The sequence below is a fragment of the Streptomyces sp. Ru73 genome (assembly GCF_002920575.1).
Classification (GTDB): domain Bacteria; phylum Actinomycetota; class Actinomycetes; order Streptomycetales; family Streptomycetaceae; genus Streptomyces.
Genome location: NZ_PQSQ01000006.1, coordinates 101256 through 114737, shown reverse-complemented (window position 1 = coordinate 114737; position 13482 = coordinate 101256). Strand labels below are relative to the sequence as shown.

The 13482-nt window shown below is 74.0% G+C and carries 11 protein-coding genes; 6 read left to right on the top strand and 5 right to left on the bottom strand.

Going from position 1 to position 13482, the window contains the following annotated elements; all coding sequences use genetic code 11:
- Positions 1–56: 56 nt before the first annotated feature.
- Together C3486_RS04680 and C3486_RS04675 are read right to left on the bottom strand one after the other, a co-directional pair.
- Entirely contained in the window at positions 57–1535 is a 1479-nt protein-coding gene (locus tag C3486_RS04680; RefSeq protein WP_258052594.1) for an aldehyde dehydrogenase family protein, read from the bottom strand.
- A complete protein-coding gene (locus C3486_RS04675; protein WP_103831261.1) occupies positions 1525–2763 on the bottom strand; it encodes a M20 family metallopeptidase in 1239 nt (412 codons plus the stop codon). The genes C3486_RS04680 and C3486_RS04675 overlap by 11 nt, the downstream gene beginning before the upstream one ends.
- A 136-nt stretch (positions 2764–2899) precedes the next feature.
- Between C3486_RS04675 and C3486_RS04670 the strand changes: the two genes are divergently transcribed.
- Positions 2900–3670, top strand: coding sequence for a FadR/GntR family transcriptional regulator (locus C3486_RS04670; RefSeq protein WP_103831260.1), 771 nt, complete (start codon positions 2900–2902; stop codon positions 3668–3670).
- A gap of 122 nt (positions 3671–3792) precedes the next feature.
- On the opposite strand, the gene C3486_RS04665 is transcribed toward C3486_RS04670, so the two are convergent.
- Both C3486_RS04665 and C3486_RS04660 read right to left on the bottom strand, forming a co-directional pair.
- Complete coding sequence (locus C3486_RS04665; RefSeq protein ID WP_103831259.1) at positions 3793–5757, bottom strand: FAD-dependent oxidoreductase; 1965 nt, start codon at positions 5755–5757, stop codon at positions 3793–3795.
- Between the two features lie 40 nt (positions 5758–5797).
- Positions 5798–6430 (bottom strand): TetR/AcrR family transcriptional regulator, encoded by a 633-nt coding sequence (locus C3486_RS04660; protein WP_146074958.1) that lies wholly within the window; start codon positions 6428–6430, stop codon positions 5798–5800.
- 144 nt (positions 6431–6574) lie between these two features.
- Between C3486_RS04660 and C3486_RS04655 the strand changes: the two genes are divergently transcribed.
- Positions 6575–8050 carry an APC family permease gene (locus C3486_RS04655; protein ID WP_103831257.1) on the top strand — a complete coding sequence of 492 codons (1476 nt, stop codon included), beginning with the start codon at positions 6575–6577 and terminating at the stop codon, positions 8048–8050.
- Here the strand turns inward: C3486_RS04655 and C3486_RS04650 are convergent.
- On the bottom strand, positions 8047–8430 hold the full coding sequence (locus C3486_RS04650) for a MerR family transcriptional regulator (protein ID WP_103831256.1): 384 nt from the start codon (positions 8428–8430) through the stop codon (positions 8047–8049). The genes C3486_RS04655 and C3486_RS04650 overlap by 4 nt on opposite strands.
- A gap of 72 nt (positions 8431–8502) precedes the next feature.
- Here C3486_RS04650 and C3486_RS04645 point away from each other — a divergent pair, with 72 nt between their 5' ends.
- The 4 genes from C3486_RS04645 (at position 8503) to C3486_RS04630 (ending at position 13414) form a co-directional block, all read left to right on the top strand.
- Complete coding sequence (locus C3486_RS04645; RefSeq protein ID WP_103831255.1) at positions 8503–9108, top strand: alpha/beta hydrolase; 606 nt, start codon at positions 8503–8505, stop codon at positions 9106–9108.
- Between the two features lie 180 nt (positions 9109–9288).
- Positions 9289–11211 carry a M64 family metallopeptidase gene (locus C3486_RS04640; protein WP_103831254.1) on the top strand — a complete coding sequence of 641 codons (1923 nt, stop codon included), beginning with the start codon at positions 9289–9291 and terminating at the stop codon, positions 11209–11211.
- 53 nt (positions 11212–11264) lie between these two features.
- Positions 11265–12557, top strand: a complete 1293-nt coding sequence (locus C3486_RS04635) for a VWA domain-containing protein (protein ID WP_103831253.1) — start codon at positions 11265–11267, stop codon at positions 12555–12557.
- The gene (locus C3486_RS04630; RefSeq protein ID WP_103831302.1) at positions 12557–13414 is read left to right on the top strand and encodes a hypothetical protein; all 858 of its coding nucleotides are present in this window, start codon (positions 12557–12559) and stop codon (positions 13412–13414) included. The genes C3486_RS04635 and C3486_RS04630 overlap by 1 nt, the downstream gene beginning before the upstream one ends.
- The last annotated feature ends 68 nt before the right edge of the window (positions 13415–13482 follow it).

Below are 13482 nucleotides of genomic sequence, written 5' to 3'. Positions count from 1 at the left end.
ATGCGGGGCGGACGGCGGGGAGCCGGCGGGGCCCGTCGGCTGACGGTGCGTCAGCGTCATGGGCGGATCACCGCCATCCGGGTCACCGTGAGTTCCTCGATGGCGAAGCGCGGGCCCTCGCGGCCGATGCCGGAGTCCTTGACGCCGCCGTACGGGGCGACGTCGCTGCGGTAGCCCGGCACCTCGTTGACGACCACGCCGCCGACGTCCAGCGCATCGATCGCGGTGAAGGCTGCGCCCAGGTCGCGGGTGAAGACCGCCGCGTGCAGGCCGTACCGCGAGTCGTTGACCAGCGCGTACGCCGCGTCCAGGTCCGGCACCGTGCGCAGCGCGACGACCGGGCCGAAGACCTCCTCGTCCCACGCGGGCAGCCCGTCCGGTACCTCGGCCAGCAGCGCCGGGGCGATGCAACGTCCCTCGCGCGTACCGCCGGCGATCACCCGCGCGCCGGCCGCGCGGGCCTGCTCGATCCAGGCCAGCACCCGGTCGGTGGCCGCCTCGTCGATGAGCGCGGCGACCCGGGTGGTCTCCTCGCGCGGATCGCCGACCACGACCCCCGCGAGCCGTTCCGCGATCCGCTTCTCCAGCTCCTCGGCGACCTCCTCGACCACGATCACCCGCTGCACGGCGATGCACGCCTGGCCGGAGGCGTAGTAGCCGCCGCGGACCACGGCGTCGGCCGCCGCGTCGAGGTCGGCGTCGGCGGCCACCACCAGCGCGGCGTTGGAGCCCAGTTCGAGGACGACCTTGCGGGGCGCGGCGTCCCGCGCGATGCGGTGGCCGATGGCGGCGGAGCCGGTGAAGGAGACGGCCGCGACCGCGTCGTGCATGGTCAGCGTGCGGCCCACCGCCACGTCCCCGGTGACCAGCTGCACCGCGCCGGCGGGCGCACCGGCCGCGGCCAGCTGCTCGCGGACCAGGTGGACCAGCCAGAGCGTGGCGAGCGGGGTGGCCGGCGCGGGCTTGACCACCACGGGGCAGCCGGCCGCGAGCGCGGGCGCGATCTTGTGGGAGGCCAGCAGCATCGGGTAGTTGAAGCCCGCGATGCCGACGACGACGCCGATGGGACGGCGGGTCCAGAAGCCGGTCATGCCGTCCCCGGAGGGCAGCAGGTCCAGCGGCACCGTCTCGCCGTGGATGTGCACCACCTCGTCGGCCGCCGCCTCCCAGGTGGAGACCGCGCGCGTCACCTCCGTGCGGCAGTCCACCCGCGGCTTGCCGGTCTCCAGGACGAGCAGGTCCTCCATGGGGCGCGCGACCTCGGCGAGCGCCGCCGCCACGCCGCCGAGCACCCGGCGCCGGGTCCGCGCGGGCAGCTTGGCCACGTCCTTGCGGAGCGCGGCCGCGTACTCCACCGCCTGCCGGGCCAGCGCCTCGTCCCCGACCGGCGCCTGCGCGACCTCGCTTCCGTCGTACGGGAACGTCACCGCTTCCGTACGGGGCGCCGGCACCCAGCCGTCCCCGACCGGCAGCCCCTCGGGGAAGCGGCCGGTGTGCACCTCGGGCGTCATCGCGGTGCCCTCCTCAGACGTCATCGCCGCGCACCCCCTGGGTGAGGAAGTGGCGCGCCGCCTCGGCGTACACCCGGGTGTACTCGCCGATCTCGCACACCTCCACGTACTCGTCCTTCTGGTGCGCGATCCATTTGCCGCCGGGGCCGTAGACGACGGTCGGCAGGCCCGCGTCGCGGGTCAGGACCGTGCCGTCGGTGGTGCCGGGCACCGCGCCGAACGGCGGCGGTGCGCCGTGCACCCGCTCGTGGGCCGCCACCAGCCCGGCGACCACCGGATGGTCCTCGGCGATCTCGATGGCGGGGCGGTCGTCGACGACGGTCAGCGCGACCGAGACGCCGACGGTCGCGGCGGCCTCCTCGGCCTCGTGCCGGATGCGGTCGATGAGCTCCGCGTGGTCCGTGCCGGGGATGGTCCGTACGTCGACGCCGACCAGGCCGTGCGCCGGGATGACGTTGAGCTGGTCGGGGTCGCCGCCGTGCAGCACGGTCGGGGTGACGGTGACCTGTCCGGCGTGCAGATGCGTGCCGAATCGCACCTCGGCCCAGGTCTGCGCACGGCCCAGCGCCTCGACGATCCTGGCCCCGGCGACGACCGGGTTCTTCCCCTCCTGGGGCATCGCGCCGTGCGCCATGACCCCGGTCAGCTCCAGCCGCAGCCGGATGCCGCCGCGGGCCGAGGTGCACACCTCGTACCCCTCCGGCTCGCAGACGATGACGCCGTCGACCTCGGCGGCCAGCGGCGAGGCGGCGAACGCCTTGGCGCCGAGCATCATGCCTTCCTCGTCGCACAGCACGCCGAGCACGATCCGGCCGGGGAACGGTCCGGCCAGCTGGAGCGCCCGCACGCCGTAGATCATGGCCGCCACGCCGGACTTCATGTCCGCCGCGCCCCGGCCCCACAGCTTGCCGTCGCGGATCTCCGCGCCGTACGGGTCGACGCTCCACACCGCCGGGTCGCCCTCGGTGACCACGTCCGTGTGGCCCTCGAACATCAGGGTCGGCCCGTCGCCGCCCTTGCCGTCGACGACGGCGATGACGTTCGGCCGGCCCGGCGCGACCTCCACCACCTCGTGCTGCCAGCCGAACTCGGTGAAGAGCGCCGCGACCAGGTCGGCGGCCGGCCGCTCGACCTCGGTGGCGCCGGTGGCGTTGACCGTACGCAGCCGGATCAGGTCCTGGGTGAAGGCGACGGCCGCTTCGGCGTCGATCGCGATCTCGGTCGGTGGGTGGTGGGTCCGGGCGGCGTGCATACAACCTCCAAAACACCTGGCCGGGAGGCCAGTCCACTGGTCAGACCAGTTGATTTCCCGTACTCTGCTAGCACGTTCATGCGTGGGTCAAGAGGCCACCAGCAGCAATCGGTACGGAAAACGGAACGGGGTCCCGATGGCCGCCTTCGACGCTCCCTTCACACCCGTCGAGCCGGTACGGGCCTACCAGCGGGTGGCCGAGCAGATCGAGGAGCGCATCCTCAGCGGCGAACTGCCCCCGGGCTCCCGGCTTCCCGGCGAGCGGGACCTCGTCGGCCAGTTCGGCGTGGGCCGCTCCACCGTCCGCGAGGCCCTGCGCGTCCTGCAGTCCGCCGGGCTGATCCGCTCCCGGCCCGGCGACCCGCTCGGCGCCGAGGTGCTCGGCGTCTCCGCCGACAACCTCAGCCAGGCGCTCGGCCGGCTCACCCGCTCCCACATATGCAGCCTCGCCGAACTGATCCAGTTCCGGATGGTCCTGGACGCCGAGAGCAACCGGCTCGCCGCCCGGCTGCGCACCGAGGACGACCTGGAGCGGATGGCCGCACTGATCGGCCGCATGCGGGAGCTGTCCGGCTCGGGGGCCGGGCTGCGGGCGTTCAGCGAGGCCGACGCGCTCTTCCACCAGGCCGTCGCGGAAGCCAGCCGCAACGCCCTGCTGGGACTCTGCGCCCGCGCCGTCCACGACGCCGTGGTGGACATCATCGAGCGCAAGATCGCCGACGCCGCGGACGCGGCGGCCTGGATGGCCCGCTCCGTCGACCACCACGAGCAGGTGCTCGCCGCGATCCGCGCCGGCGACGCGCCGCACGCCGCCCGGCTGGCCCGCCAGGCCCTGCACGCCTACTACGCAGAGCACGTCGAGCCCGCGGCCCGCCCCTTGCTGACAGCCGCTGTGGAGGAGGGGTAGGGCGCATCCGGACAGGTCGCCGCGGTGCCCCTTCGGGGGCGCGGGGAACTGCGCGGGCAACCCGCGCGGCGGGACCGCCGGACGCCGGGGCGCCCCCGCACCAGCCGCGGCCGGCACCGGCGCTACAGCTCCGCCGCCACCCGCAGGCCCTCCAGTACCGCCTCCTCGACCGTCCTCGGCGCGACGCAGTCGCCGATGGATATGAGGCTGCCCGGCGGCAGTTCCGCGGGTACCTCGACGCCGGGCGCGGGCTCGTGCCCCTGCGCGAGGACCACGGACGCCACCCCTTCCAGCAGCACCGGCTCCTCGGTCAGGGTGTGCTGGAGGTACACCGTGTCGCTGTCCGCGCCGTACAGCCGGACGTTCGGCACCACGGCCACCTTGGCCCGCACCGCCTCGCCGAGCATCGCACCGCGTACGTACTGCTGCAGGTGCTCGCCCGCGCCGAAGCCGGTGACGCACAGCGTGACCTTGCGGCCCTGCCCGGCCAGCCGGACGGCCACGCCCAGCCCGATCCAGTCGCCGCGCCAGTCGGCCACCACCACCCGGCCCTTCGGCACCTCGGCACCCCGGATGACGTCCCACGCGTCCAGCACGACGGGGTCGTCCATCAGCTCCAGCTCCGGCCTGCGGGGCCGTGCACCGGTCGCCACGATCACCGCGTCCGGCCGCTCGGCCCGCAGCAGGTCGCCGTCGACCCGTGACCCGGTGACGATGCGGGCCCCGGCCTGCCGTGCCTCCCGCTCCAGATTGGTGACCGCGCCGCCGAACTCCGCGCGTCCCGGCAGCCGTTCGGCCAGCATCACCTGGCCTCCGGTCCGGCGCGCCGCCTCGTGCAGCGTCACGTCGTGTCCACGGGCCGCCGCGACCGCCGCCGCCTTCAGCCCGGCGGGCCCGCCGCCCGCGATCAGCACCCGCTTCCGGCGCGTGATCGTCGGCAGTACTCCGAACTGCCGCTCGCGGCCGGTCTCCGGGTGCTGGATGCAGGAGATCGGGTATCCCCGCTGGAAGTGGCCGATGCACGCCTGGTTGCAGCCGATGCAGGCGCGGATGTCCGCCGCGCGCCCGGTGCCCGCCTTCGCCGGCATCTCGGGGTCGCAGATCAGCGCCCGGGTCATCGCACAGGCGTCGGCCTGCCCCTCCTCGATGATCCGCTCGGCCTCCTGCGGCTGGTTGATCCGCCCCGCGACCATGACCGGGATGTCCACCACCGCCCGCACCTTGGCGGCCAGCGGTGCCGTGTACCCGGCGGGCTGGGACATCGGGGGCGCGATGTGCAGCGCGCCGGACAGCGTGGCGGAGCTGCCGGCGCACACGCTCAGATAGTCCAGCAGGCCGTCCTCGGCCAGCCGCTTCGCCACGTCCACGACCAGCGCGGACGACAGGCCGTCATGGCTCAGCTCGTCCCCGGAGAGCCGCACTCCGACCGTGAACTCCCGCCCCGCCGCCTCGCGTACGGACGCGATGGTCTCGCGCAGGAAGCGCAGCCGCTTCTCGTCGCTGCCGCCGTAGTCGTCGGTGCGGCGGTTCACCAGGGGGTTCAGGAACTGGGCCGGGAGGTAGCCGTGGCTGGCCACGATCTCCACGCCGTCCAAGCCCGCTTCCCGCAGCCGGCGCGCCGCGGCGCCGTACCCCGCCACCACCTCGTCGATCTCCGCGGCCGTCATGGCCCGCGGCATGACGTGGAACCGCTCGCTGGGCGTGGCCGACGGCGCCCAGGCGACCGGCGCCGAGCCGTCCTGCGACTCCATGATCTCCCGCCCCGGGTGGAAGATCTGGCCGACGGTGCGCGCGCCGTGCCGGTGCACCGCGTCCGCGAGCCGGCGGTACCCCGGGACGCAGTCGTCCCCGGTCGCCATGAGGACGTGGCTGGTGTACCGCGCCGACTCGTGCACCCCCGCGACCTGGACGACGATCAGACCGACGCCGCCCGCGGCGCGCGCCTCGTGGTACGCCACGAGGTCGTCGGTCACCCGCCCGTCCCTGACCAGCACCGTGTCGTGGCCCGAGGACACGATGCGGTTCTTCAGCGTCACGGACCCGATCCGCAACGGCCGGAACAGCTGCGGAAAGTGCTGACCGCTCATCGGAAACCCCTCCCTCTCCCCCGCACCGCGCCGTGCCTTCTCAGACCCCGTCCCGCACCCCGAACACCGCCCTGCCCGTGCCGAGGAGCACTTCCGCATACCGCTCGGCCGTCATGCCGCCGTCCGCCGCGACCGCCATGTCGCACCCGTCGACGACGGCCATCACCGCGCCGACCGCCGCCTCCCGGGACATGACGGGCGCGAACTCGCCGGAGGCCACGCCGTCGGCGAGGATGCCGGAGACCAGGGCCCGCCACTCGTCGTGCACCCGCCGTATCCCGTCCCGCAGCTCCTCGCGCCGGGCGGCGCTCGCGCAGAACTCCGTCCAGGTCGCACAGCGCCGGGTCAGGTCGGGATCGCCGGTCAGCTCCCGCACCAGCAGTTCGAAGCGGCGCCAGGGGCCCAGCTCGCCGACAGCCGCGCACCGCCAGCGGCCGGTCAGCTCCCGTATCGACCACTCGAAGGCGTGCCGGAAGAGCAGATCGCGGGTCTCGAAGTGGTGCTGTATCGACCCTATGGAGACGCCTGCGGAGTTGGCCACGTCGCGCAGCCGGGCGGCGTCGAAGCCGTGCTCGGCGAGGGCGAGGGCGGCCGCGCGCAGTATCCGCTCGCGCTGGACGTCCGCCCCCGCCGGCACCGCCCCGGTCCGCTCCGGCACTTCGCTCCCGGTCATGACGCCCACCCCTCAACCATCTTTTCCGTCCAGCCTCTTGCCTTCCAATAATACCCAATTATTGTGACCGCGGACACATTTTTGGCACGGCTGCACGACGGACATCCATCCGGTCCGGTTCCTCCGAGAGACGGGCGGCAGACCATGGCACACCTGCGCAAGTCCCTCACCTGGCGCGACGGTTTCGCGATCGCCCTGGTGATCCCCAACGGCCTCCTGCTGACCGTGGGGTACGGCATCGGCGCGATCGGCGCGTGGACGGCCATCGCCCTCTGGATCGGCGGCGCCCTGATCGGCCTGCTGCAGAACATGCTGTTCGCGGAGACCGCCGCGATGTTCCCCGGCAAGTCCGGCGGCGTCAGCCGGTACGCGGCCGAGGGCTGGAAGCGGTACTTCGCGCCGCTCGGCGCCGTCGCCGCGTACGGCTACTGGATCGGCTGGTCGTTCAGCATCGCGGTCAACGCGGCGGCGATCGGCAAGCTCGTCACCGCCCAGTGGCTGCCCCGCACTCCCGAGGTCACCCTGCCGGGCGGCCACGCCGTCGGCGCGGCCGAACTGATCGGCGTGGCCGCCGTCTTCGCCGCCTGGGCCTGCAACTACTTCGGTGCGCGGCTCACCGCACGCGCCTCGAAGATCACCAGCGGCATCGTCTTCTGCGGCCTCGTCGTGGTCGTCGCCGCGCCCTTCCTCAACGGCCACTCCTGGCACGCGGCGAACCTCACCTGGTACCACGGCGGCAGCTGGCTGACGCTGCTCGTGTGGTTCTACGTCACCGCCTGGACCACGTACGGCACGGAGATCTGCGCCTCGTTCGCGCCCGAGTACAAGGACACCGTGCGCGACACCGCCAAGGCGCTGCGCGCCACCTCCGTCCTCTCCCTCGTCCTCTTCTTCGTCGTGCCGCTCGCGATGGTCGGCTCGGTCGGCGAGGACGCCATCCGCGAGGACCCGGTCGGCGCGTTCGCGCTCGCCTTCGAGCAGGCGCTCGGCGGCTTCTCCTCGCTGGGCGTGCTCATCCTCGTCGCCTCGATGTTCCTCGGCATGGTCTCGACCACCGCGGACGGCGGCCGGGCGCTGTACGGGCTGGCCCGCGAGAAGATGACCGTCCGGCAGCTGGACCAGCTGAACCGCTGGGGCGTGCCGGGCCGCGCGCTCACCCTCGACGCCGTACTGAACAGCGCGATCCTGCTGCTCCTCGGGGAGCCGCTGAGCATCCTGATCGCCAGCAACTTCGGCTATCTGGTGGCGGTCGTGCTGGCCGTCTCCGCCTTCCTGCTGCTGCGCAAGGACCGGCCGGACTGGCCGCGCCCGATCCGCCGCGGCCGCGCCTGGACACCGGTCGCCTGGGTGGTGCTGGTCATCGACGTGGTGGTGGTCGCCGCCGGCGTGACGCACCCGTCACTCGCCGGGCAGGGCGGTCCGAAGGACACGCTCATCGCCATCGGCATCCTGCTGCTGTCGGTCGTGCTGTACGTGTACCGGCGCGTCGTCCAGGACAAGCAGCGCATCGCCTGGCGCATCGAGACACCGGCCCTGCCGGAACCGGAGCCGGGCACGGAACCCCAGCCGCGGCCGCCGGCCGGGCGTGGCGAGGACAGCCCGGCCGGTACGCGCGGCTAGGCGGTCGGGCGCGCCGCCGTCGGCTCGTCCGCGCCCACCGCCGCGAGCGCGCTCAGCCGCCGTCGCTTCGCGCGGAGTTCGGCCTGGGCGGCGTCGAGGCGCGCGGCCAGGGCATCCAGCTCAGCGCGCAGGTCCGGGCACATCTCCAGGTGGACACCGTGCTCGCCGGTGCGCGCGCAGTCGAGGTAGCGCCGGATGACCGAGGTGGACAGGCCCGCGGCGAGCATCGCCCTGATCTGCGCGACCCGCGTGACGTCGGACTCGGCGTACTCCCGGTATCCGCTGCCGTTGCGGGCCGGGACCAGCAGCCCGCGCTCCTCGTAGTGCCGCAGCGCACGCGCGCTCACCCCGGCCTTCTCGGCCAGCTCGCTGATCAGCACCTTCGTTTCCCCTCCGGCTTCATCGGCCCGGCTTGACCTTCACGCTGACGTGAAGCCCTACCGTCCTGCGGCATGACCTCTGGAACAACTCAGCGGCGCGCCTCGATCATCCACGGGTACGGCGCCTCCCCCGAAGACCACTGGTTCGGCCGGCTCGCCGCGCAGCTCCAAGCGCACGGCATCCCGACGACCGTCCCGGCCCTCCCCGACCCGCAGACCCCGGACCCCGCGCGCTGGGAGGCGGCCGTACGCGCCGACGTGGGCATCCCCGACGCGGGCTCCGTGGTCGTGGCGCACAGCCTGGGGTGCCTGACCGTGCTGCGCCACCTGCGTGCGCTGCCGGGCCCGTGGCGGCTCGGCACCCTCGTGCTGGTCTCCGGGTTCGTCGACCGGCTGCCCGCGCTCCCGGAGCTGGACTCCTACATCGGGGACGGCTGTGACGTGGTGGGGCTCGGCGGCCGTATCGGCCGGCTCACGGTCCTCCGGTCGGACGCCGACCCGTATGTGCCGACCGGCCACACCGACCGCCTCGCGCGGCTGCTAGGGGTGTCCACCGAGGTGGTGCCCGGTGCGGGCCACTTCCTCGCGTCGGACGGCGTCACCTCGCTGCCCGAGGCCCTCGCTGCCGTCGTCCCGTCGGCGGAGACCGGCCACGGCCCGCTGCTCCGGGCGGGCTGAGGCCACGTCTGCGCCCGCCCTTCGGCGCACCGGGAAACGGCACGGGCGGCATCAGCCACTGCCACATGAGCAACTCGGCCGTCTTTACGGCACGTTGGCCACCCCGTACGCTCCGCCACCGTACGGAGCCAGTACGCGGGTGGCGTGCCGCGCCCGCCACACCGTTCGGGAGGCGTCGTCATGAGGACGAGGGCTGGAGGCAGGGCGCGGGCCGCCGCCGGGCTGGTGGCGGCCGGGCTGCTGTGGGCTGCGGCCGGGCTGGGCGCGGCGCCCGCCGCGGGTGCGGAGGGACAGCAGGGGAACGCGCTCGCCGAGTCCGCGACAGTGGTGCCCGTACAGTCGACGGGCCCCGCGGAGAAGCGTTTCAACCTGGTCTTCCTCGGCGACGGCTACACCGCGTCGGAGATGGGCGAATTCCGCGCCGACGTCGAGAAGCACCTCAACGTGCTGTGGAGCACGGAGCCGTTCGCCTCGTACCGCTCGTACATCAATGTGTGGGCGGTGGAGACGCCGTCCGCCGACTCCGGTGTCGACTGCGATCCCGACCTCGACGCGCCGCGCCGGGACACCGCGCTGGACATGGGCTTCTGGGGCGGTTGCGACGCGGAGTCCGTGCAGCGGCTGCTCACGATGGACGACACCAAGGCCAAGGCGGCGGCCGACCGGGTGCCCGGCGCCACGGCCGCCAACCGGCAGATCGTGGGGCTCGCGCACAGCGGCACGTACGGCGGCGCGGGCGGCACGTACGCCACCGCCTCCGGCGGCAACTCGCTCTCCTCGCTGATCACCCCGCACGAGATCGGCCACTCGCTCGGCAGGCTCCAGGACGAGTACGACTACTACCAGCGGGGCGTACCCGGCGGCCGGTACGCGGACGGCGAGCCGGCCTCGGCGCACCACACGCTGCTCACCGAGCGGCAGATGCGGGAGCGGCGCGCGAAGTGGTGGCGCTGGCTGGGCGAGGAGAGCGCGTCCGGCGGCCGGATCGGCCGTTACGAGGGCGGCATGTACAGCACCAAGGGCGTCTGGCGGCCCAGCGCGCATTCGATGATGAAGACCCTCGGCTACCCCTTCGACCAGGTCGAGCGGGAGGTGATGACGCACGCCATCGCCGCCAAGGTGAACCTGGTGCAGGACCACACGCCGAACGACGCGCCGCTCGGCGCCGACCGCACCGTGTGGGTCGACACGCTGCACCCCACGGGCGGTGAACTCGACGTCTCCTGGCGGCTGGACGGCAGGCCGCTGCCCGGCACGGACGGGCTGCGCTCCCTCGATCTGCGCCGGTACGCCGGACACGGCACGAAGCCGCACCGCCTGACGGCCACCGTCACCGACCCGACGCCCTTCGTGCGCGACCCGGCGCTCCGCGGCTCGGCCGCGCTGACCCGCACGGTGACCTGGACCGTCGACCCGTCGGTGACGACCGCCCCGGCGCCCGTGGCCGCCGAGTTCGCCGGTCACACCGCGACCGGTGCCCCCGTGGGCGCTTCGTCCGTCGTGTACGCCGACACCACCCACCCCGTACGCGGCGTGCCGCGGGTCTCCTGGGCGGTGGACGGCCGTCCCGTGGCGAACCCCGGCAACGACCGCGACCTGGACCTGCGGGCGCTCCGGCTGCGGCCCGGCAGCCACACGGTGACCGCCCGCGTCGCCGGCACCGGCCCCTCCCCCGCCACCCGGCTGGCCTGGACCGTCGACGCCACCCCGGCCGCCGTCGCGTACAACCTCTCCGAGCCGCTGCGCACCGTGCACCGCCCCGGCCGCCCGGTGGAGTACGTGTACGACGGCCCCTTCACGATGAAACTCACCGGAAAGGATGACCGTGACGGCTACGTGGTGACGCAGTTCCGGGTCGACGGGGACGGCTGGTTCACGTACTTCGGGTGGCCGACGGACGCCGGAGCGCCGTTCCGCTTCTCGCCCGGCGGCACCGTCATCGACGGCCTGGTCTACGGAAAGCTCGGCAGGCCACGGGCCGTGCCGTGGGACGACGCGACACCGGACTACGGGACGCACACCGTCGAGTACCGGTCGGTGGACGCGGCGGGCAACACCGGCCCGGCGAAGCGCTTCCTCGTCACCCTGAGGCCGCCTCAGTAAGCGCGCCATGCCACGAGTTGGGCAGTTGGCCCCGGTTTCCATATGATCCGGCGATGATCATAAGAAGGCGACTGGCGGCCGCGCTCTGCGGCCTGCTGGTCAGTTTGACGGGCGGGTTCGCACCGGCGACCGCCGCGGCCGGAGAACCGGCCACCACGGGATCGGCCAAGGACGCGCCAAAGGTCGACCTGGTGCTCGACGTCAGCGGCTCGATGCGGGCCCGCGACATCGACGGGCAGTCCCGGATGTCGGCGGCGAAGCAGGCGTTCAACGAGGTACTGGACGCGGTGCCCCAGGAGGTGCAGCTCGGCATCCGCACGCTCGGTGCCGAGTACCGCGGTGACGACCGCAAGGTGGGCTGCAAGGACACCCGCGCGCTGTACCCGGTGGGGCCGGTGGACCGCACCGACGCCAAGACCGCGGTCGCCACGCTCACGCCGACCGGCTGGACCCCGATCGGCCCGGCCCTGCTGAAGGCCGCCGACGACCTGGAGGGCGGCGACGGCGCCCGCCGCATCGTGCTGATCAGCGACGGCGAGGACACCTGCCAGCCGCTCGACCCGTGCGAGGTGGCGCGTGAACTGGCCGCCAAGGGCATCCACCTGACCATCGACACGCTCGGCCTGGTGCCGGACGCCAAGACGCGTACCCAGCTGAGCTGCATCGCCGAGGCCACCGGCGGCACGTACACCTCGGTGCAGCACAAGGACGAGCTGTCCGGCCGCGTCAAGCAGCTGGTGCACCGCACGGTCGAGCCGTCCCTCACCCCCGAACCGGCGAAGGGCACGGACAGCTGCGAGGGCGCCCCGCAGCTCGAACCGGGGCTCTACACCGACCGCGAGGAGTTCGGCGAGCACCGCTTCTACAAGGTGGACGTGCGCCCCGGCCAGGAGCTGCGCGCCTCGGTGAGCGTCGCGGCCGACCGCGCCGTCAACGACGACTACGGGGTCCAGCTGCGCGCGTCGACGCTGCGCGGCCGGGAGATCGTACGCGGTGAGGCCACCGGTGACGGGCGTACGGACGTCCTCTCCACCGGCCTGCGCTACCCGAAGGCCGACGACGGCAGCGCGGCGGAGGACGCGGACGGCGAGCCGGTCCCCGAGACCGTCTGCCTGCGTGTCAGCAACGCCTTCTCCGCGCCCGCCTCGGTCAAGACCACGCCGGGCCTGCCGGTCGAGCTGTCCGTCGACGTGGTGGACGGGCCGCACGCCGCGTCCGACGCCGCGTTCCTGGGCCTCGGCCACGGCTGGTGGTTCCTCATCGCCGTCACGCTCATCGGCCTGCTCGCCGGACTGGTGTGGGGCTGGATCTCGCGCTGGCGCGTCACCGTCTGGAGGACCAGCTGATGTCTGCCGCAGTGTCCGTACGGCGGCGCCTGTCCGCCGCTCTGCTCGCCGGTGCCGCCCTCCTCGGGACGGCCGTGGCGGGTGACCTCGCGCTCGCCGGGCCCGCCGCGGCCGTGCCCGTGGCGGCCGCCGAGGACCCCACCCCCTCCGCCGGCGCGTCCGCCTCCGCGAGCGCGTCCGCCGATCCCGAGGACGCGCCGCCGCCCACCGAGGCCGGCACCTCCTTCCGTACCGCCACCGTGATCCGGCCGGGCCAGCAGGCCACCGCCTCGGCCTCCACCGGCGACTACCTCTACTGGCAGTTCCCGGCCGACGCCGGCGAGGGCGCCACGGTGCGCGCGACCGTCGACCTGCCCGGCGCCGACGCCCGGCACGGCGACGCCACCTGGCAGCTGGACGTCTACGACGGGCTGCGCCGCCGCCAGCCCTGCCGGTACGGCACGCAGACCAGGACGGCAGCGGCCGACGCCGCCACCGTCGAGCTGTCCTGCACGCTGCGCACGGTCCGCGCCAACGCCGAGCCGTGGGCGAACGACCCGCTGCCCGGCGCGTACTACGTCCGCCTCACCGCCGTGCGCACCGCATCGGCCGACACCGGGCTGCCGGTGAAGGCCGCGGTGACCGCGACCACCACGGACGCGGGCAGCGCGCAGGACGTGGACGGTTCGCTAGCCGCGCCGCTGGTGCAGGGGTCGGCCGCGCGGCCCGAGCCGGACGGCGGCTGGTCGTCCGGCTGGTGGTCGGCGCGCTGGCTGTGGACCGCGGCCGGTGCGGTGCTCGCCGCGCTCGCGGGCATCGGCGGGTACGCGGTGACCCGCGGCCGCGGGCGGCCGTCGCACCTGCCGCCGGGCGTCTGACCTGCGGCGGCTCTGAAGGGGCGGGCGGAGGGCGTCGTACGTCCCCGCCCGCCCTTGCTGCTGCCCGC